The organism is Ovoidimarina sediminis, from assembly GCF_032586175.1.
Lineage (GTDB): Bacteria > Pseudomonadota > Alphaproteobacteria > Rhodobacterales > Rhodobacteraceae > Ovoidimarina > Ovoidimarina sediminis.
On sequence record NZ_JAWHTE010000034.1, the window covers coordinates 26,611 to 47,018 of the forward strand.

Annotated in this window: 21 protein-coding genes; 10 read left to right on the forward strand and 11 right to left on the reverse strand. The window is 55.2% G+C overall.

From position 1 onward, the window contains the following. Positions 1-435: 435 nt before the first annotated feature. Positions 436-3,006, forward strand: a complete 2,571-nt coding sequence (locus tag RXV90_RS23585; protein WP_316652468.1) for a helix-turn-helix transcriptional regulator — start codon at positions 436-438, stop codon at positions 3,004-3,006. Between the two features lie 444 nt (positions 3,007-3,450). Here the strand turns inward: RXV90_RS23585 and RXV90_RS23590 are convergent, their stop codons facing one another. Further along, complete coding sequence (locus RXV90_RS23590; protein ID WP_316652470.1) at positions 3,451-4,293, reverse strand: DUF2189 domain-containing protein; 843 nt, start codon at positions 4,291-4,293, stop codon at positions 3,451-3,453. A gap of 356 nt (positions 4,294-4,649) precedes the next feature. Between RXV90_RS23590 and RXV90_RS23595 the strand changes: the two genes are divergently transcribed. Further along, positions 4,650-5,423 (forward strand): hypothetical protein, encoded by a 774-nt coding sequence (locus tag RXV90_RS23595; RefSeq protein ID WP_316652472.1) that lies wholly within the window; start codon positions 4,650-4,652, stop codon positions 5,421-5,423. A gap of 103 nt (positions 5,424-5,526) precedes the next feature. On the opposite strand, the gene RXV90_RS23600 is transcribed toward RXV90_RS23595, so the two are convergent. Together RXV90_RS23600 and RXV90_RS23605 are read right to left on the reverse strand one after the other, a co-directional pair. Continuing rightward, the gene (locus RXV90_RS23600; RefSeq protein WP_316652474.1) at positions 5,527-5,796 is read right to left on the reverse strand and encodes a hypothetical protein; all 270 of its coding nucleotides are present in this window, start codon (positions 5,794-5,796) and stop codon (positions 5,527-5,529) included. 609 nt (positions 5,797-6,405) lie between these two features. Next, complete coding sequence (locus RXV90_RS23605; RefSeq protein WP_316652476.1) at positions 6,406-6,777, reverse strand: c-type cytochrome domain-containing protein; 372 nt, start codon at positions 6,775-6,777, stop codon at positions 6,406-6,408. 178 nt (positions 6,778-6,955) lie between these two features. On the opposite strand from RXV90_RS23605, the gene RXV90_RS23610 reads away from it, so the two are divergent. Then, the gene (locus tag RXV90_RS23610; protein WP_316652478.1) at positions 6,956-7,534 is read left to right on the forward strand and encodes a hypothetical protein; all 579 of its coding nucleotides are present in this window, start codon (positions 6,956-6,958) and stop codon (positions 7,532-7,534) included. Positions 7,535-7,723: 189 nt separating this feature from the next. Here RXV90_RS23610 and RXV90_RS23615 read toward each other — a convergent pair whose 3' ends face one another. Next, positions 7,724-8,338 (reverse strand): DUF6854 domain-containing protein, encoded by a 615-nt coding sequence (locus RXV90_RS23615; protein ID WP_316652479.1) that lies wholly within the window; start codon positions 8,336-8,338, stop codon positions 7,724-7,726. 363 nt (positions 8,339-8,701) lie between these two features. On the opposite strand from RXV90_RS23615, the gene RXV90_RS23620 reads away from it, so the two are divergent. Next, on the forward strand, positions 8,702-9,532 hold the full coding sequence (locus tag RXV90_RS23620; protein ID WP_316652482.1) for a class I SAM-dependent methyltransferase: 831 nt from the start codon (positions 8,702-8,704) through the stop codon (positions 9,530-9,532). Positions 9,533-9,651: 119 nt separating this feature from the next. Here RXV90_RS23620 and RXV90_RS23625 read toward each other — a convergent pair whose 3' ends face one another. Further along, positions 9,652-10,026: a DUF1330 domain-containing protein gene (locus tag RXV90_RS23625; RefSeq protein ID WP_316652484.1), complete on the reverse strand. Its 375-nt coding sequence runs from the start codon at positions 10,024-10,026 to the stop codon at positions 9,652-9,654. 103 nt (positions 10,027-10,129) lie between these two features. Beyond that, positions 10,130-10,951, reverse strand: coding sequence for an alpha/beta fold hydrolase (locus RXV90_RS23630; protein WP_316652486.1), 822 nt, complete (start codon positions 10,949-10,951; stop codon positions 10,130-10,132). A 434-nt stretch (positions 10,952-11,385) separates the two neighbouring features. Between RXV90_RS23630 and RXV90_RS23635 the strand changes: the two genes are divergently transcribed. Both RXV90_RS23635 and RXV90_RS23640 read left to right on the forward strand, forming a co-directional pair. Next, on the forward strand, positions 11,386-12,006 hold the full coding sequence (locus RXV90_RS23635; protein ID WP_316652487.1) for a DUF1326 domain-containing protein: 621 nt from the start codon (positions 11,386-11,388) through the stop codon (positions 12,004-12,006). Positions 12,007-12,031: 25 nt separating this feature from the next. Further along, positions 12,032-12,805, forward strand: a complete 774-nt coding sequence (locus RXV90_RS23640; protein WP_316652489.1) for a DUF2182 domain-containing protein — start codon at positions 12,032-12,034, stop codon at positions 12,803-12,805. Positions 12,806-12,828: 23 nt separating this feature from the next. On the opposite strand, the gene RXV90_RS23645 is transcribed toward RXV90_RS23640, so the two are convergent. The 4 genes from RXV90_RS23645 to RXV90_RS23660 all read right to left on the reverse strand — a co-directional run bounded on the left by RXV90_RS23645 (position 12,829) and on the right by RXV90_RS23660 (position 15,666). Continuing rightward, positions 12,829-13,374 carry a c-type cytochrome gene (locus RXV90_RS23645; protein ID WP_316652492.1) on the reverse strand — a complete coding sequence of 182 codons (546 nt, stop codon included), beginning with the start codon at positions 13,372-13,374 and terminating at the stop codon, positions 12,829-12,831. Between the two features lie 62 nt (positions 13,375-13,436). After that, on the reverse strand, positions 13,437-13,925 hold the full coding sequence (locus RXV90_RS23650) for a hypothetical protein (protein WP_316652494.1): 489 nt from the start codon (positions 13,923-13,925) through the stop codon (positions 13,437-13,439). A 540-nt stretch (positions 13,926-14,465) separates the two neighbouring features. Further along, positions 14,466-15,344 carry a hypothetical protein gene (locus RXV90_RS23655; protein ID WP_316652496.1) on the reverse strand — a complete coding sequence of 293 codons (879 nt, stop codon included), beginning with the start codon at positions 15,342-15,344 and terminating at the stop codon, positions 14,466-14,468. 157 nt (positions 15,345-15,501) lie between these two features. Further along, complete coding sequence (locus RXV90_RS23660) at positions 15,502-15,666, reverse strand: hypothetical protein (protein ID WP_316652498.1); 165 nt, start codon at positions 15,664-15,666, stop codon at positions 15,502-15,504. Between the two features lie 21 nt (positions 15,667-15,687). Between RXV90_RS23660 and RXV90_RS23665 the strand changes: the two genes are divergently transcribed. Then, a complete protein-coding gene (locus RXV90_RS23665; RefSeq protein ID WP_316652499.1) occupies positions 15,688-16,116 on the forward strand; it encodes a GFA family protein in 429 nt (142 codons plus the stop codon). Between the two features lie 113 nt (positions 16,117-16,229). On the opposite strand, the gene RXV90_RS23670 is transcribed toward RXV90_RS23665, so the two are convergent. Continuing rightward, a complete protein-coding gene (locus tag RXV90_RS23670; protein ID WP_316652501.1) occupies positions 16,230-17,102 on the reverse strand; it encodes a class I SAM-dependent methyltransferase in 873 nt (290 codons plus the stop codon). 493 nt (positions 17,103-17,595) lie between these two features. On the opposite strand from RXV90_RS23670, the gene RXV90_RS23675 reads away from it, so the two are divergent. From RXV90_RS23675 to RXV90_RS23685, 3 genes are all read left to right on the forward strand, one after another. Then, entirely contained in the window at positions 17,596-17,991 is a 396-nt protein-coding gene (locus RXV90_RS23675; RefSeq protein ID WP_316652503.1) for a helix-turn-helix domain-containing protein, read from the forward strand. 147 nt (positions 17,992-18,138) lie between these two features. After that, entirely contained in the window at positions 18,139-18,639 is a 501-nt protein-coding gene (locus tag RXV90_RS23680; RefSeq protein ID WP_316652505.1) for a rolling circle replication-associated protein, read from the forward strand. Positions 18,640-19,086: 447 nt separating this feature from the next. Next, entirely contained in the window at positions 19,087-20,352 is a 1,266-nt protein-coding gene (locus RXV90_RS23685) for an exonuclease domain-containing protein (protein ID WP_316652507.1), read from the forward strand. The last annotated feature ends 56 nt before the right edge of the window (positions 20,353-20,408 follow it).

Here is a 20,408-nt window from a genome sequence, read left to right on the forward strand (position 1 = left end):
TTCGGCAACTGCTACGAGAAGGTGAGCAAAGTCGCCATTTTACCGAGTCTAGCCCAAGCAGATGCTCGATTTTCAGTAGTCCACGCCTGCAACATCAGAACGCTGCCCAGCTCCCTACCAACCGCCCATCATGCGCGGCGAGCTACTGGTGTGCCGGACCCCTGCTGGGTAGTCATGCGGTCCCCGCTTTAGGATGCGATTGACCTCAGATACCTCTGCGAAGGGGTCCTTGCGGATTGCGGCGCGGAACTTTCGTAAGATTTGCATGGTGTTTTCTCCATTTGCGGTGGGCGCGTGGCCGATACAAAGGCAATTTCACACACCGTGCCGATGCTCGCGTCGGGAGACTTCCCTAATTTATCCCCTTTGATACCCCCATTTTTGTTCCCTATAAAATTCGCAAGGCGCTAATCTCTCCCAAGGAGTAAGGCCTGTATGAAACTACTTGATAGGGAAAAAGAACTTGGCGAGCTGGCAGGGGCGCTTTGTGAGGCCACTAACGGCAGGGGCAGAGTTGTTTTGGTAAGCGGCGAGGCTGGTATCGGGAAGACCAGCCTCGTTCGGAACTTTTTATCCAGGATCGAAGATGAGGTTCGCGTGCTGCAAGGGGCTTGCGAAGACCTTAGCGTGGCAGAGCCGCTAGGACCGCTGCATGACCTACTTCAAGAGGCCGCGCCATTCCTCTCAGAAGAGCTTTCAAACGCTCAAAATCACGTCGCTGTCTATGCGAAAATTCTGGCGGCCTGTTCTGATCAGAAAACTGGAACGATCGTGGCAATTGAAGACTTTCACTGGGCGGATGATGCTACAGTGGATTTCGTCCGCTTTGTCGCCAGGCGCATCACTGACAGACACCTGTTACTGATCGTCAGTTCCCGTGCTGAGCAGGCAAGCAACCGACAGAAGATCCGCAGGGCGTTTGGTGACCTTCCGATCGATGCGCTACTGCGGATTAGTTTGTCCCCTTTGTCTGCCGGTGCCGTCGCCGAATTATGCAAAGGCATGGCTCGAGATCCCGACAGCATCCTCAGTGCAAGCGGTGGAAATGCATTTTTCGTCACTGAGCTCTTACGAAATGAAGACGACAGTCTCCCGCCAAGCATACGCGATGCCGTTCTTGCCCGGGTGGATCGGTTAGGGCCGGACAGTAGAACCCTGCTCGAGGCTGTCTCAGTCATTCCACGGCGGGCAGAAATTACACTATTGAAAACCGTTTTGGGTCGCCAACTTGAGATGGACGAGGAAATTGAGAACTGTCTCAACGCTGGTATTTTGCTCACTGACGGAGACAACCTTTATTTTCAGCACGAGATCGCCAGAGAAGCCGTGGCTTCATCACTATCGGCATTGAAAAAGCGCGCGCTACATCGTCACTTCCTTGAGCAACTCAGGGGGGATGGCACAGTAGGTCTCTCGCGGCTCCTGCATCATGCGGAAGGTGCCCATGATCATGCCGCAGTCGCAGACATAGCGCCTAGGGCTGCCGAGGCTGCCGCGGCGGTTGGCTCGCGCCGGGAAGCGTCAGCCTTCTATGCCCTGTCGGTCGATGCTGCGGGCGATGACAGCGAGCCGGATCTCCTGGAAGATGCTGCGTGGTCAAGCTACACGGCGGGGGAACACTCGCGTGCGGCGGGCTATCAGGAGCGGGCCATTCGACTGATCGACGCGACTAACGACCCTATTCGAAAGGGTGACGCACTCCGAAAGCTGTCCCGCTACCGCTGGATCAGGAGCGATTACCAAGGAGCATTCACGGCGATCAAGGAGGCGATATCAATGCTTTCCGATAGCCGTGGACCAGAGTTGGCCCAAGCATATTCGTCTTACTCCCAACTTCTAATGACGGGATACCGGCACGAAGAGGTCGAAGAGCCCGCGCGCCTCGCAATCGAATTAGCTCAGGAGTTTGATCGGCCAGACATTATAGCCCATGCTCTGAACAACATCGGGATGGCCTATACTCATTGGGACAAGTCACACGGCAGGAAACTTTTATCGGAAAGCTTGGAGATCAGCAGGACACTCGACGACCCAGACCATACCGCGCGTGCCCTCGGTAACTGGATGCACCTAGAGTTTCACACCTGTGACTTTCGGGAGGCCCTTGAGCGCGCGGAAGAAAGCGCGGAATTCAGCCGCGCACAAGAGATGGAAGCCTACTACAGATATGCAGTCGGCATGGTCGCCAGGGCAAAGCATCAGCTTGGTTACTGGGATGAGGTGATTTCAGTTGCGAGTAGGGTGTTCGACCCTGATGACCGGGTGCCCGAGAACTACAACTTCAATGGTGCAATCGCGCTATACATGCACCAGGTTCGGACAGGAGTGGATCCTGATCCCAACGTCGTTGAGTATCTCAATCTATACGACCGCCCTGACGCAGAGCAGCAGCGGATTGGATTCCTGGCAGAAATCAAGGCAGAGCATGCGTGGCTGACTGGCGAAGCTATTCCTGAGGCAATCGGGCGCCTGCAAATGGTTACATCCAACACGCAGGGTTTTGAGAAGATCGGAGGAACCTGCGTGTGGCTAAGACGCTTGGGAGCCGAAATTGCGCCAGATGACCTCTCGCAATTTTCCGAGCCATACCGCCTAGAATTATCGGGAAATCTTAATGGAGCTGCTAAGGCATGGCGCGATCGTGGCGCTAGATACGAAGAAGCCATGGCCCTTGCATTCGGCACTACTGAACAGCGCATTCAATCGATATCCATCTTCAAGGATCTAGGAGCAACTCCGGCGCTCAGAAAGTTGAGAGAAAGAAGCAACAAATCCGGCAGCATTAAGCGGGGCCGCCCTCCGTCGTCCGGGCCATACGGTCTGACCAAGCGCCAAATTGACGTGCTTCGGCTTCTGGGCGAGGGATTGACCAACAGTCAGATTGGCGAAACGCTGTTCATTTCACCGAAGACTGTCGATCATCATGTCTCTGCTATCTTGGCGCGGCTCAATGCGTCTTCCAGAGGAGAGGCAACCGCCTTGGCTAGGAAGTTAGATTTAATATGAGCGGCTTCGACCAGGTGGGAGCTTAAGATAGGCATTGAAGGTGCTTGAAGCATTAAGTGGACGCTCGAAGGTATGAATATTTTTTACATTTGTGTTTCGAAAACAGTCTTACAACATCTCCCGCAGGATGGATTGAAAATCCTCGTGTCGGTGGTTCGATTCCGCCCCCGGGCACCACTTTTTAAAGCAAAATCAGCACACTATTCATCGCACAGTTTCCACTTCGTGCGTCAAACACTCATCGTATGGTCTTCTCCTTCATTGAGTTTCAGAACGAGCCTCGGACATCGAGGCTGATCTGTGGAATTTCCCCTGTTAGTAGGAGCGGTCGTTCGTGATCGAACCCGCGACTCGAACACTGCCAATGGCTAGTTAACAGGCCAGGGCCGTCATCTGAAAATAAGTCCCATATGACGGACACCGACGATGCCAAAATGCAATTAATCAAGGTGATGACTGAATCGACCACCCTTCCTCCGAGATAACAGCCCGCTGATAGAGGTGCCATGTGGTATGGCCAAGGATCGGCAGAGTGAAAATCAACCCTAGAAACGCAGGAAGCAGCGATAACACAATGGTGACCGAAATGATCGCCGCCCAAGAGAACATGATCACTGGATTTTCCCTCACAACGCGGACGGAGGTCAGCATGGCGGAAACAAAATCGGTATCCTCGCGGTCGAGCAGCATGGGCATGGCGACGACGGTAACCGTGAATAGAACAGCCGACAGAAATGCGCCTACGCAGGAGCCAACTGCAAGGAACGTCCAGCCCTGTGGTGTGAAGAATACGGTGTTCAAGAATCCGTCCAAGTCCGAGAAGGATGAATCCTGAAGTATGATCACCAAAACCGTCCGAAACTGGTAAAACCATACCCACAAGATAAACAGGGTGACAAAGGCCATCCAGCCCATCTCGCGCTTGCGTTGATTGGCCATGACGGTGAGGATTTCAGACCAGCCAAAATTCTCTTTCTTCTGCAACCTCCGAGACATTTCATAAAGCCCGGCAGCGGCGAAAGGCGCTATCAATGGGAAGCCGACGGCGGCGGGAATTACCATCCATATCTTGTCGAGCCAGACCAAGCACCAAACGAATAGGAGCCCGAAAACCGCGTAGAAGAGGCCGAAGAAGCCGCTCATTAAGGGGCGAGCGAGAAAGTCGGCAAACCCGGCCTTTAGTGACACGGTTATATCATCCGCGGTCACCCTGTTAACCACAGGTGCGGCCCTGCCCGCTGGTTTCAGATCGTCCGGTGGTGTGGAACCTGGTGTGTTGGATGTCATGCACGCTCCTCCCAAAGCATGGCACCGAGCAGGTCCGGCTGCCAAGACATCCAGCGATGAGGCAGACATCCCTCCTCCGCGTTCAAGTTTGCATCAGGTGAGGCTTAGGGCAAGCAGGCAGCATGTCAGCTAGGTCCGCGCAGTAAACATCAGGGCGAAATCGTGGAGCGTCTGCCCTGGCCTCGAAGCGGACGCCCTCGAGCTATTTGAAAAGTCCGCCAGTGAGAGCTACGAGGCTCCTCCCAGCACAGCGCAAGACCTGAGAACGAATTTCTGCTATCCTTCCATCATTCAAAAAGATGACGTGTGCTCTCCTTTTCAGTGGAAGAAGCACGCTCACACCAAGGGGGATAGATATGAAACCTCGTCCATCTGACCTGTTCTGCCGGGTGCTTTCATTTGCAATCGTTGCTGTGTTCTTCGCCCATGCTGCTCAGGCGGAAACTCTGTATGGTTCCAATAACGACAGCCGCATTGTGGTTGCACTTGAGGTAAACCAAGAGTCGGTTCAATCACAGATTCCAGAAGGTTGGTCTGCGATACCGTTTCCCGGAGGTGCGCTGGCCGGGGCAAATACCCTACTTGTCTTTGTAGACCGCTATCTGGCGACGGGCGCCGACGGCAAGCCCTCCGATCCGTCTACTTTTCGCGGAGTTGCGTTCGCTAACCTCGCAAAGAAGAACGACTCCGATGAAGTTCGAACGTATGTGACACGACTCTACGCGGGCGTTGATGGATATGATCCCTACGAAAACGCAGCCCACGCGGACATTGCCCGCAGTGCCTCGATAGAGAGCGTCGGGAGCAACGCTCCGAAACGGAGTGAAACCTGGACCATAAATCGAGACGGCGGCGAGATGGTATTCTCGATCGACTACGAGAGCGGCCCACTCTCATGGGGAGCAGGAGAAGCGCTACCATATTCCAACACGAAACCAGATTTTCACCGGATCTATCGCTTCGACCAGCTTGTGGATTTGGCGATGAGTGAGCCTGCGGGGAAACCCTTGTCAGGCAGCATGTCTCTCGAGTCCAGCATTCCAGAATTGGCGAACATGTTTGATGGCAGCGAAAGGATAGTGGCGGTGATCGTGGTGCCCATGTATGTGCGCAGCGTCTACCTGCCCTGAAGATCAGAGTAGGGGGAAGTAACCTACTCTTTGCGCTATGGGCGCCAATAGGTGCCGCGCCTAGCCTTTTTGAGGCTGCTAGAACTTGACGAGATACGATTGATTACTTGTGCTTTAGGACTTCGTTGACGAATTCGGCGTGCAGCTGTGACGCGGTAGACGTTGCACGTTCGAGAACACTGGCAACACTCTTCTGATCAAGCGGGCAAAGAGTATCGTGGATGGCAACACAGGAAAGCGTTTGGCCCAGCAATTCAGCGAGATGCTGGGCCGTCACTTCTTCGATACCTTCGTCACGCAGTAGCTCACCGGCAAGAAGCCACATCTTCTCGCATGCCGTAAGCTCCTGCATCAACTCGTTGACTCCAGGCATTTTCACTCCAATCACCGACTAAGGCCACAAACTTCATCGCCGTGGCGCGAACGTTACTATCAAACTGCACCAGTCTTCAGGGACACAAAGGCCAGGGCATACTCGCTACACAAACAAAACCAAGTCACGATACCCTTATTGCAAAGCTCGATGGTTCCTTGACGACGGCTTCAGACAATTCTCAGGGAATTAATGGGGCAAAACGCCTCTGCAGCGTGAACCCGGTCACAAAATCACATTTGTTAAGATCGCCTTTACCAGATGTGCTCTTCGCGGATCCCTACATAGTTTACTGTTCCGGCAACGGTTTTTTGCCATCAAGCACTGCATATTTGCTTTGGCTTACCTCAACGTCAGCAGAAGAGGCTTAAGCGCATGTTTTCCAATGCCTCTCATCTGGGACAGCCAGCCCATTCTGACGAAGTCTACCCCCGGCAGCAGCTGACCTTCCCTGCCAAAACCGCATTTCGACGGCCGCAGTTGAGTGGTTGGCACCGCACAGCAGCCACTTGACTGAAACCATAAGATGACCACGCCGAGCCCGGAGCGGTCATTCGTGTTCTACTGCTTAGAAGGTGGAAAGATGGGCTCGCCCGCGCTCCGATGATGTTACCTTTCCCCACCCATTTCCGGAAGACCGGCCTCTATCCAGCGTTCGATCAGCGCAATCTGATCCTCGGGCAGAGGGCGGCTGAGGAACGGCATACGAGGGGTGCTTTGGCCTCGTAGGCGTCGGATGAGTTCGCTGCCGGCTACGTCACCTGATACGAGAACTGCACCCGTCTCGCCACCAGCAAGCGCCGCAGCATAGTTATCCAGTCGAAGCCCCTTCGAGGCACCCGCGACGGCTGAATGACACATTACGCATCGCTCCACAAAGATTGCGCTTACGTCTTCCCACCCCAGAGGCTTCTCACTTTCGGCAGCGGCAATCATGGGAGCAAGCAGCAGTGCGATGGTGATGATCAATCGTTCTGACATAACCCTCCCCCGATCCAGGTCCTCAGCAGCCGGACGGCCGCATCTATGCCGCACACTGAGCTTATCGAAAACCGCGGGGACACGGACAGCAAAACAACCGTTGGCTCAATGCCGTGCTATACTAGGTGCGCGGACGCGGGCCATGTGCGCGCGAACGCCCAAAACCTGGAGGGATAGGATGAACAGAACCTCAATTCTGGCCGTGCTTGCCACCTGCGCACCATTGACTGTCTTGGCCGACGAGGTCGACCTCGATGCGCTTCGCGCCAGCGTGGAGAAATACAAGGATATCAACGTAGCACTGGCGGAAGGTTACATCACGCCTGACAACCACTGTGTTTCAGCCGCAGGTGAGGGATTACCCGCGGAACTCGGTGCAATGGGGATCCACTACATTCACCCGGCAATGCTGAAGATCACTGAGACTGAACCGCGTGTGAACGGCGAGTCGACATATACCGACTGGTCGCATCCAGCGATCCTTATATACGAGCCGAAAGCTGACGGCTCGATGGAACTCGTTGCAGTCGAGAACCTTGTCTTTGAAGCTGCATGGGAAGCTGCAGGCATGGGGGAGGCTCCAACGCTGAACGGTCGCACATGGGACCATATGGCGGACGATCCCGCCACGGAGGGTGACGAGGCCCACGGCTTCATGCCGCATTACGACCAACACGTCTGGTTGTTCAGAGAGAATCCGATGGGTGACCTGATGCCGTTCAACCCAAACGTGACGTGTGAGCACGCTGAGGGCTGACAAAACTCAGGATTGAGAGCGTGAAATGCTGGGACGCTCTTCGCGCCCCAGCATATTGATCTTGTCTAACTTCAGCATCATAGCCCGAGCCCGCAACGGGCATCGCACGGCTCATTATTGATGCTAAACCGCGACTTCGAAGCCGGAGATCCTTCGACAGAAAGCGCCACCATCAGCGGGCCGGTTCCATCATCCGGTAACCCGAATGATGTTTCGCCACTCAATCTCGTGAGTCTCAAGGATGGCGTCGTATTCGGCGCTTCCCCTGAGCGTGTCATAAGTCTTCTCCACCGAGTCCATCGACGGGTAGCCTACGACTAACAGGCGGTGGCCGGCTGCAGGCCCGGTCAGGATCGTGCAGTAGCGGAAGATCATTGCCCCGTTGTTCTCGAAATGCGGAACTACGGCACGCATTCTCTCCATCTCCAGCTCAGCAGAGATGGCTCGCGTCACTACGCCGTAGGCAGGCACGCCGCCAGACGGGCTCTGAAGCCCCAAGTCCTCAATCCGCATGATATTGCGCAGTGTGACCGATACCTCGACGTCGTGAATGAGGCCCCTGTATGCGGTCGATGTTTCGTAAACACCAAAGGCCCGATCAATCCCATTCATCTCTGCGTATGTTTGGAAGAGGATCAGCTGACCGGTATGCTCTCCGGTTGCGATGATCCCATGTCGTGTCGTCGCAGCGCCGGCGCCGCTTTTGAGATCATTTGCCAAGCCCTCAAGGTATTCGATCGCTTTGCCGTATTGCTGTGGCGCGCACTTCGCGACTGTGACCATCATGTATTTTGGAGATGACATGGGAACTCCCTTCCGTGAGTTAAGCCATTATTGGCTCCATCTGACGATAGGGATGCCGGGCTAACCCGCCTCGAGGAAAGTTTCTTCTGTCCGAGCCTGCAAATGTGCGTGCCCGGCTTCAGTCACGATACCACAAATTGCGCGAAAATGTCTGTGTTGAACGGATCATACTCCTTGTGAGTGCTTCGGCCGCTTAGCAGATGCTAAAGCACTCTGCGGCGCAGGGTTGCTCGGAACCCGAAACGGTCAAAGGACCACTCAAGTGGAGTCTTTCAACACAATCAGCCCAGTGCAGACAAAGGGAAACAGCCTGCTGAAAACCATCGAAACTGTGGTAATGAGCTGTAATCAACCGGGGTTTACATGACGGACGCACAGGCCATTTCAGATCATTGGGGCAAGGGAGATGTTTACTCCCGAATCCTGGAAGCAATGAAGTTGGCAGGGATCGATCCCGGCTCTGTTACCATCGAACAGCTCGCTCCCGTGGATCATTTTCATGCACGCGGCTTTCCCGCCACCGTGGAACTTGCCGATGCATTACCGATCAAAGACGGGGATCGGCTTGTCGACATCGGTTGTGGGATCGGTGGTCCCGCGCGGTATCTTGCAAAGCGCTTTCAGTGTCACGTCGAGGGCATAGACATAACGGCCCCGTTCGTCGATGCGGCCAACAAGCTAACCGCGCTCGTCGGAATGGAAGATGAGGTGAAGTTTCGACACGGCGATGGGCAGAAACTGCCCTATGACGACGAAGAGTTCGACGGTGGGTATACGCAGCACGTCACAATGAACGTGCCCGATCGAAACGTCTTCTTTGCCGAGAGCTTCCGCGTCTTGAAGCCCGGCGCGTTCTTCGCGCTGACCGAACATGGGCTTGGCGAAGTTGGCGACCCGCATCACCCGGTTCCCTGGTCGGAAGATGGTAGCGGAGCCTACTTGATGCGCCCGGAGGATACCGTTGCATTGCTAAGAAATGCCGGCTTCAGAGATATCGACGTCACGGATACCGGCGAGAAATACCTGCAGGGCTACAAGGCTGTCATCAAGCTCGTGGAAGACGGTGACGCACCGGTATTCGGAACTCACATCCTTCTTGGAAAGCAGGCCCCGCAGATTGTTCGAAATGCCGCGCGTAACATTGAAGAGCGCAGAACCCACCCGGTTCAGATCGTGTGCTTCAAACCGAAGTAGCTTACCCGCCGATAGCGAACGAGAGGTCGCTGCAGTCCGCAGAGCCATAACGGGTCCGGTGTAGCGTAAGACCGCCCCGATTTCGAAGCTGACCGCAACCAATCACAAAGACAGATCTCCTAAGTGGGCTCGTCGCCTTCAATGACTCGCATGTCGCGCATTACTCCAAGGCGGGGTAAGATTGCTTGATAACTTGGGTGTTCGTAGGCGCGTATCGCCGCATCTGTGCTCTCAAACTCGATGACAATCGAGCGCTCATACTTACCAGCTTCGAACGTCTTTACCGGCAAGCCTCTTGCAATGAACCGCCCTCCCAACGCTTCCATTGCTCGCCGGGCGTCGGTCGCATAGGCAGCCAGATTCTCTTCAGATGCTGGACCGGTGTAGCAGACAACCAAATATCCTTTAGGCACCCCAAAATCCTTTCGGTTTGCACGATCTGGATAATTGCTAGCCCAGATGAGCTTCTTTGAGCAAATGGCGGTTTTATCCACCTAGAGGTTCTGGCACCCTGCGGCGAAGGGTTGCTCGGAGCCCGGAACGATCAAAGGTCCACTCAAGTGGAGTTTTCCAAGACAATCGGCCCAGAGCAGAACCTCAAATCTGTTGGTTTATGTCTGCGATATTCTTGAGGTAGCGGAGAATTGCGGCATTGTATTCATCCGGCTTCTCTCGCTGCGGAAAGTGTCCAGAGCCTTTGAAGAGGTGGTAGGTTCCGTTCGGCCATAGCCGACTTTCCTCGAAGATAACGTGTGGTGCGATGAACATGTCCTCGCCACCAGCCATGATCAGAGCCGGAACACTAATCGATGCAAACTTTGAGGGCTGGAAACCCACTGAAGCATAACCGACAAGCGCTTCGACCATCTTTAAGGCTGCAGCGGGTTCAATCCGTTTCTCTATGCTTTCAAGCAGTGCAGGAAGGCGGTGTCGGTTCTGTTCAAGCCAATGCTCCGACATGACCGTTGGCAAGATCGCAGTGTAGAGCGTTTCGAAATCGGAGGTCTCCAAGATCCGCTTCCAACCGATGTATGTCTGTGTCAATCTCTCGGACTTCAGTAGCTGTGTTGCATTGATGCAAAGGGCTCCCGCGTAGCCGGGATAGGTCATAGCCAACGTCACAGCAGCCATGCCGCCATGGCAAACCCCCAAAATTGGGACATGCTTAAGTCCCAGCTGATCGAGCAACTCTTTTACATCCCGGGCGTGCTGTTCGTAGCTATATTCTCCAACCCATTTCTCAGATTGACCGATGCCCCGGTGATCAAGACGTATGCAGGTATAGTGTTCAGCAAATGCTCGGACCTGCGCGTTCCAGGTTGTGGTATCGCTCCATATGCCGCTCAGCATCAGCAATGGTGGACCTTCACCATCGAGCCGGTAGTAGAGATCGACACCGTCGCTGGTCAAGAAATGCATGCCGAAACATCTTGTTGCTTCACGGTCAGCGAAAGGCTGCTCGTCGCCGGCCAATTTTCAACATACCACACTTTCGGGAACGGATACGGCAGCATTGACGTAAGCCCGGCGCGACGTCAGTGGGTTGTATGGCAGAAGGCCAGTAGCGTCCTATCCCGGTGGAAGTTGTCGTTCTCACTGAAAAGCGCGTTTCGCCGATTCCGGATGAACGGTTGCCGCGACATAGCAGTCACCAGACTGAAATACTCAAATGACGGCGTCGATCCCGATGCGGAAGTGTTGCCCCTCTGATCCCCGCAGATGCAGACGACGGCTCCCAGCGTTCGTTGAGCCGGCCCCTCTATTAGTCCAATCGATCCCCCGGATTAGGAAACTGATGGTTGGCTGTGTTACACTTCCATTATCCCAATGGCTCAAAAAGGGGGGACGACGCTATGACATGGAGTTTATCAGGTGAGCTCGTCGAGACATGCAGCTGCAACATGCTCTGTCCATGTTGGTTTGGTCAGGCCGACCTGATGCTTATGGATCAGGGTTACTGTGCCACATCGCTTCTTCTGCGCGTGCGCGAAGGAAGTTACGAGGGCGTCGACCTTGCCGGTCAGAATGCAATCGTCTCTCTGCATTTTCCCGGTCCGACGCTGTTCGACGCAGATGGGACCGGTCGCGTCTACATCGACGAAGGCGCTAGTGATGAACAAGCATCTGCCCTTGAGACTATCCTGCAAGGGGCCTCCGGCGGCGGCATGGAAGTTCCTTCAAGCTTGCTTTCCTCCTGGTTACCGACGAGGCGTGTCGCCATTAGTGTGAGCGAGGCCGATGGTGAAGTCTCTGCCAAAGTGGCCGGCATTGGTGAGCTGAAGACCCGGCGTCTGGTAAACGATCTGGGGAAAAAGATGAGCCTGAAGAATGCGGCGTTCAGTGTCGCGTTCGGCCATGATGCACATGAAGGCGACTTGGCGCCCAGTGATGGCACCGTCTGGAACGATGACGAGATGCCAGTGAACTGGCAAGGTCGCTCCGGCGTCGTCGGGCAAGTCTCTTGGGCCGGCTGACACAGTTTGTCGCGCAGGCGCTTTGATGTCAGTGACTGCGGTTGGGAAGCGGGATCGCATCCTGGTGGCCTGCTCGATCATTGTTCTTGCGGGCATCTCGTGGGCCTACATAGTTCATCTTGGCCTGAGGATGTCCTCGACGTCGATGGGCGGCGCCATGGCCAGGCCCATGATGATGAAGTGGTCGGTCACGGACTTCATTTACATGTTCGTCATGTGGGCCGTGATGATGTTCGCAATGATGCTCCCTTCGGTCACACCCGCGGTCATGATCTACGAACGAGTGCGCGCTAGGCGCGAAGCGACCGGCAGAGCGTTCGCTCCGACCCTGTGTTTCTTGGCCGGGTATCTGCTCGTCTGGATTGGTTTTTCACTGGCTGCAACGATCCTGAACTGGTGGCTTCACACTGGTGAAGCCTTGACTTCGATGATGGGTAAAGTCGCGCCCGCATTCGGGGGCATGCTTCTGATCATAGCAGGAGCCTTCCAGTGGACACCGTTAAAAGATGCGTGTCTGGAGCATTGCCGCTCCCCGCTTGGTTTCCTGACTGCGCATTGGCGAGAGCACACATCTGGTGCGGTCATGATGGGCATGCATCACGGGATCTATTGCCTAGGCTGCTGCTGGATGCTGATGGTCTTGCTGTTTGCCCTTGGTATTATGAATCTTCCCTGGGTGGCTGTTCTGACGCTGGTGGTTCTTGCCGAGAAGACCCTACCGTTCGGACGTCAACTGAGCCGAACCCTTGGCGTAGTATTGATCGGATGGGGAAGCTGGCTTCTAGCCGCGGGTGCATAAGCCGGTCATTAAACTGGGATAGATTAAGGAAAACCCGCGCGCATGTAAGTGATGATCTTCCAAATGTCTTCTTCGGTCAGATCACCCTTGAACGCCGGCATGTTGGTCCCAAATCGGCGGCCTCCCTCGGAAATGGTCCAGAGAAGATATTCATCTCCAGACAATGGCATTTGGGAAAACCATCTAAGCAAGGCAGGAGAAGGAACAAGAGAGCGTCCTGCCTCACCGTCTCCTAAACCTTCCCCGCCATGGCATCTGGAACAATTGTCAGAGTAGAGTGCGTTTCCTTCGGCAATCACCTCCGTCGTTGCTCGAAAGGGGCTTCTGACCCCTCGATAGGCCGCAGGCACTCCCTCGTTCATGTAGGTCCAGTGTCGCTGCATCCTTTGCTGTTGGCCTTGACCCATGTGCCCCCAACCCCAGCCGTGCATGCCGTCGGGCTGCATATGGCCAGGCCCCATCGGGCCATGACCCCACCAATCACCATGCTGTTGGGTCGGAGCGCAGGCCGATGTAAGTCCGAACAGGGCGGCGAAGACAATAAAGCCTGCTTTTGGCTTTTTCATCATGGTGGCTCGACGTTTCAATCTAACTTTACCATAGCCCTCCATAAGGTTTGACGATGCACGCCTTACACTCGGCGAATGTTCGGAGACTTGACGTCGGCTTGGGAAGAAGTCTCGAGAAACTCACGAAAGTCTTTTCCGAAACCCAACCGCTTTTCCTTCCACCACATCTGAATGCCGGGCCGGTGAAAGAACCAAAGAATGTTTTCCTGGTGACCCTCCCAGAACTCCTCGCTGACCAAACCGGTCCGATGCTGAAAATAAAGTGTTTCAAAGTTCCGGAAGACACTCGTTCCAAGGAGAGCGAAACGAAAGAACTCATCATTATCCAGCTCTCCAGGCGCGGATAGACCTTTCCGCCAGACTTCACTCAAATCATTGTTTGATGCGATGTTGGCGGCTGTCTCTGCAAGCGCGGTTGTTGTTGCGAAGTGCGTTTGAGAATGGGTCGCGATTGTGTTGGTCTGAATCTGCTTCGCCAGATAGACCACCGAGATCACAACTGCGGCAGACGCGATCACCCCGGATATCGCGGTGAGGACCTCCCAATTCATCGGCCTATCCTTCCCGGTCCAAGTAAGCGATCTCAGAAGAATACCATATCAGGCGCAAATCCCCCGATAGATCTTGGTCGGCTGCCGGATGCCAAATTTTCTTGATCTGCTTCGGACTTAGGGTGGGCATCTGTTTTTTCTGTCACGTGTTCGCCTATCCGCCTCTCGGAGATAGGGTTTGATCTGGAGAAGGTCTGCTATCGGTAAAAGCTGTCATTCCAGCCGAAAACCGCGTTTTGACGGCCCCGGATGACCGCTCAACTCGCGGCAGCGGTCATCCGACCAAATCCTTCAGATGACCGGGAAGAGCCGATACTGTTGAAAATCTCCGCAAGCCGAAAATCGCGTCAAAATTCTAGAATTTTGTCCTTACACTGCGCCATTTAGCAAACGTGGTTTGCGAGAGTGCGCCTTTGCGGGAAGAAGTTCTGCCAATTCGACCCTTTGAGGCAGGACACCGACTTTTTCAACACAATCAGCCCGAAGCGGACATCTTTCGATCAATGTCTGCAACTGTCGGCTCAGTTGCTTGCAAGCGCGTTAGAGGTGTTTTTCCAAAGTTGCAGCGAAGCTCTCAAATACGGGACTTCTGCCGAATACTGCCGGAAACTCTCCATCGGCCTGCATATCCAGCATCAGGTCACAGTCCTCGGATATCCGGAGACATATTCGGCTGATAGCATCGTCACCGCTCTTTTTGGCAGCTTCTTGTCCCATCTCGGCACATCGCCGCACTAAGATCATGTCCAAGCCGAAGGCTTCCTCGGGAGTATAGGGCATTAGAACCTCAGGGCTAACTGATGGAGCTGGCATCCACCCGTCGTACGCGGCTCGCTTGATAAGGGCTGTGCCATACAGCATGGACGCACCGCTTAATCTCCAGGCGTTGTCGGCTTCGATCTTTCGCCCTGAATGCCACAGCATGAATGCGCACATCATTGACTGCTCGACCAATGCGATCAGTTCAGCAAGAAGCGCCGCCACGGCCTTCGACGTCTTGTCATCGCAGGTAACCGGCTCATGCCTTCTTATTTCGATCTCCAACCAGTTCCGATATTCACCCCGCGCGCCCGCGGCCCGATCAATGAAGGGCCTTGTCTCCCCACCCACAAAATCAAGCTCGTCGATTACCGAGGCCATGTGCTGCTCCATTCGAAGCTCCGAACTCAGAATCGATGCAACATCATGCCCCGGCCAAATCTGGTGGGACGGCAGAGATGCCGACACTTGGTGTGCAGCAAGATGATCAATGATGTGCATGACATTCTTGAAGTCGACGGCATCAATGGCCGTGATTCGTTCAAGGATTTCGCCGCGCTGCCATTGCCGAAGGGCAAGCATGTGTATGAACTGCTGATGGACAGCCGTTAGCTCCGCTCGCAGCAAGCGAAGTAAGCAGTCTTTTTCCCTCTTTTCCATAGACGAAGATTATAACGTGGCGACCTGGATGTGTCTGCTCCACCTCATCGTGGGCTTGGCTCCCCGCAGTCAAGCCGCCTCCGATAGGTTCGCGCAGTCGCAAGCGCCAAGATGAAAAGACAGGGATTGGGTGACCGCTTCGCCGCGAAGCAGACGGTCAGCAGTCCTGGGCTCTCAGAACCTGATCAATCTCGTCGGATGTCTGCTTCGAGCCGACTTCTTCAACACAATCAGCCCATTGCGGACTCTTGATCAGCGCGCTTTCGGCGAGTTGAATTGCCGGTTGCGTGTTTGGAGATGTGACGTGGTAGTCTGCATCCATCAGAAGAAATAGGGGACAAGAATGTCGAATACACACACGGGACAGTGCTTTTGCGGCGCCGTCGAGATCGAAGTGACCGGGGAGCCCGCGGGGATGGGCTATTGTCATTGCGCGAGTTGCCGAAGCTGGTCCGCAGGCCCGGTGAACGCCTTCACCCTCTGGCCGCCTGAGAATGTCAGGATCGTGAAGGGCGAGGAGCATGTCCGGCAGTTCAACAAGACCGAGAACAGCGACCGGAAATGGTGCGACAAGTGCGGCGGGCACCTGATGGCGGGGCATCCGGGGCTTGGCCTGACGGATGTCTATGCCGCCACCATCCCGAGCGTTCCCTTCACGCCGGGCATCCACGTCAACTATGCCGAAACGGTTCTTCCCATGAAGGACGGGCTGCCCAAGATGAAGGATTTCCCCTCCGAGTTCGGAGGGTCCGGGGAAACCGTTCCTGAATAGGCCGATCAGCTTACTATGCGCCAGCCGCCACACCTGACATCATCTCAGCTTGTGGCGGCCTTACCCGGCGGATTCATAGGGTGGTCGCAACACTTCAACCTTGAAGCGCTGTATCAGCCCGCATTGCGAGCGGTTATTACCCAAGAAGAGGTCGGCACCCAGATGCCGATCTCGTCCCGCTCGTGACTTTCGAAGAATGCCTTCATATCCGCCTCGATCTCCGGCCGCTTTGCTTCCGCAAGTTCTTCCCCCGCCTCTCGGAAGACCTCTCCCGCGGGTCCGATGGCCAAAGCGAACGCGATGCACTCCTCGGGTGTTGTGCCGACCATGATCTTTTCGTCGACGCGCGTGAAACTCACGTCTTCGTAGCCTGCGCTCTTCATCATCGCGCCCACCGTTTCCTGGTTGCCCATCGAAAAGGGGCCGGGCCCGCAGGTGTCGGCATCCTCACCGGGAGGCGGCAGGTGCTTCAGGGCAATGTCCTTCGCAGCTTGCCAAGCCGGGTTCTCCTCCCGACGGCGCCAGACGATGTGTGTCATTTGCCCGCCGGGCTTCAGTGCCAGGCGCATGCGCCGCAAGGCCGCGACCGGATTTGTGAAGAACATGGTGCCAAACCGCGCGACCACGTAGTCGAACTCGTTTTCCGGCAGCGCAATCTCGGCATCGCCTCTCCGGAACTCCACATTGGAAAAGCCATGCGACTCGGCATCCTTGCGCGCCTCGTCAAGGAAGGCATCTACACAGTCAATGCCGACAACACGTCCCTTTTCGCCAACCATCTCAGCCACCTGCAATGACATGTCGCCCCAACCGCATCCAACATCGAGCACGGCCATACCCTTCTCGATCGGAAGGTTCGGGATGATCGCCGCCGAGTGACGGGACAAGCCGCCCTGAAGAATGTGACGGTATTTGGTGAACTTCGGCTCAAGCACCTCGTTCCAGAAGCGAACGAATTGTGTGTCTTCCGGCTTGTCGAGTGCCATAATGGTTCTCCCCTTTTGGGCAAAGCTAGCATGAGACGACGGGCTTTCCCAAAGCTGTGTTCGGTCGCGAAGATCGGCGGTGCGCGCTTAGCAACCGTTAAATCATTCTACATATGTATCGTCGAGTCGCTCACCAAGCGATGGTGCATCAGAGCTTCGCTTACCGCCCTGCAGTGAACGGCGTCGTCCGCATCTCAGACGTCGAGCGCGATATGGGGAATGTCTGCATACGTCGAAAGCGGCCATTTGCGCCCGAACCCGCGGATCGCCCGCCTCGGGTGCGCTACTATAAGGATGCCGCGATTTCAGCGCGCCACGCCCGACAGTCCTCCATAAGCCTTGCCAGTGCCACCTAGGACTTCCTGCAACCTGACTGGCTCATAACTGGAAGACGGCGAGACGCAGCCTGACCGTCAATACCTTTGCTCCTCAGCAGGACATCGAAGTGCCTCCTATCACAGAGCATCAGCTTCTCAGTGAAAGGATGGCAATCATGCTGACGTCTCCAACGGCCCGCATGCTCAGCGAGGCAATCGAAAGCTCCCCGCTAACCCAGACAGAGATCGCGCGGCGTGTCGGATTTCCCAAGCCCAACGTGCTCTCGATGTTGAAGAATGGACAGACAAAGGTTCCCCTGACACGCATTCCGGCCTTGGCACAGGTTCTCGAGATTGATCAGACGGCGTTCCTGGAATGCGCGCTTCTCGAATATCACCCCGAGGTGCACGAAGTGCTGACTGAGGTTCTTGGGCTTCCACTCGATCCCGACGAAGAGCAACTCGTTGCCATGTATCGGATCGCCAATCTCGATGGCTGCATCCGGATCGAGGGGGCGCTTGAAATGACGCTCGAGAACCTCTTTGAGCTTGCCCGTCTGGCTGCGGATTGACGGTTTCAGATCTTGCCGTGGAGCGGTCGTCACCGTTTCGGCTACGACCGCGCGCAATGACGAGATTTGGAGCGGAAGGTCTGCCTTACAGAACTTCCTGCAGGCCTGCTCTTAAAATCTCGCAAATCATGATTATTAAAAGCTGGTATGACGAACATGCCCTCCGCTCAAGACAAGATCTTCGCCACACGAGCCCGTGATGAAATCCGTGCCTGGCTAAGCGACAAGCATTTTACCCACTTTGTGACACTGGCTTTCAACGAGCCCATGGTGGGAAAGGAGCGCATGCGGCAGAAGCTGAAGGCCTGGGATGCTAGAGTTAACCGACGGCTTCTTGGAAAGCGTTGGCGAAAGAAGACTGACGAGCGTCTGAACTGGCTGGCAATCCCGGAGAAGCAAGAGTCAAACCCGCACTGGCATCTCTTGGTTCAAATACTTCCCGAGCAGTTCAGCGAATTTGAAGAACGCGAATTTCCCTTCGGCTTTGATGCTATCTTGGAAACTACGTGGCGGATGATCGTGCCGAGCGGAACCGTTGACGTTCAGCCGGTTGAAAACAACAGGGTTCAATCCTACATCACCAAGCAGTTGAATCTCCCGCAGAACTATGAAGATTTCGTAGTGTATCGGGAGTTTTTCGAACTCTGAAAAGTGCGCGACTGGCCCTGGTGCGACGCTTCGGGGAGGCCTCCAGAGTTCTCGTCCAAAGGCAAGCCGTTTTCGAACGGAAATTGCGAAGCTTTGCCAGCAAGTCAAAAGAGACGGCAAACAGTTTTGGAAGTTAAAGTGTGTTGCCCCTCTGGGGCAAGAGCTTTGATTTCCAAAACTGTTTGCCGAAACGCAGCGAGGCGGAGCCGAGCAAGTTGAGGCGAAAAAGAAGGGCGATCCCCCTCCCCTCCTATCTTACAGATCAGTGCCGTCGTCTCTGAAGCACCGTTTCTCGATCTCTGTGACCAGCTAGAGCCTCCTATTGCCGTGGCTAGAGCTAGGCTCTCCAAGTATGAAGAGGTCAATACTCTAGACTTATCTATAGTGAGAGATCACCCTTACATTAGCGTAGCTGCTTACTGACAAGGGCAAGTCAAAGATCATCTGATGCCATTCGCATTCTACGATCTCGAAACAACCGGACGCTCTGCAGCCTTCGACCATCCCCTGCAGTTTGCGGCCATCCATACAGATGATGACTTCAATGTTCTCGAGACGGTCAATCTGCGCTGTCGCTTGTCGCCGCACGTTCTCCCCTCTCCGGGTGCTCTTGCTGTCACCGGTGTGTCACTGGATCAGATAACGGATCCCGCGCTGCCCAACTGGTTTGAGATGATGGGTGAGATACGGGGGATCATTGAACGGTGGTCACCCTCAACCTGGACGGGCTTCAACTCGCTGCGCTTCGATGATCCAATGATGCGGCAGTCGTTCTTCCAGACGTTGCAACCGCAGATCTACGCCATGCAGTTCGATGGGAACACGCGGCTCGATGTCCTGCCGATCATGTATGCAGTCCATGTCTTGAAGCCCGAGTGCTTCACATGGCCACTCAACGGGGATGGGCGACTGAGCTTCAAGCTTGAGGATCTCGCTGCTGCAAATGGCTTCGAGGACCATATCGCGCATGATGCCCTCGGGGATGTTTGGGCGACCATTCACTTGCTGGATCAGGTTCGCTCCAGGGCACCCGCAATCTACGCGCAGTTTCTTCAGAACCGGGACAAGCAGCACGTTCATGATCTGCTTCGTTCGTGTCATCCGGTGCAACTCATCGAGCGCTTCGGTGGCCCCCCAAGATCGGTGATTGGTGTGGGCTGCGGTTTCGACGCGAACTATGCCAGTCGGGGAATTGTTCTCGACCTTGCGCGCGTCGACCCGCGAGACCTCGCAGCGGCATCCGATGAGGATCTGGTCCAACTGATCGGGCAGTCACCGAAAGTGGTGAAACCGGTGAAGACCAACGCAACGCCCGCAGTATTTGCGCTCAACGATGCAGATCCGATGATTGCCGATCGTGCGGCTTATGTGTCTTCGAATGTCGATCTGCAGGATCGCATGGGGCGCGCCATGGCGCAGCACTACGCCGAGACATACCCGCCACCGGGGCCAGACGAAGAGATTAAGGTCGAGAACCGCATCTATGATGGATTTTACAGCCCGGCGGACAAAGACCATCTCTCGAGGTTTCAGTCCTGCGGGACCTGGGAAGCACGCTTCACCCTGTTGGACGGCTTCGAGGATGACCGCTTGCACCAACTCGCAATCCGTATGCTCTTCCTGGAGCGCCCCGATCTCCTGAGTGAGCGCATGCGTTCGGCAGCAAGTGCCAATCTCATTGCAAGATGGACAGATGTGTCCGTCGTCAGATGATTTGGGACAGGGTGGCTTGATCTGTAACGGAGGCCCTGGCTCGTTGTGGTTCCAGC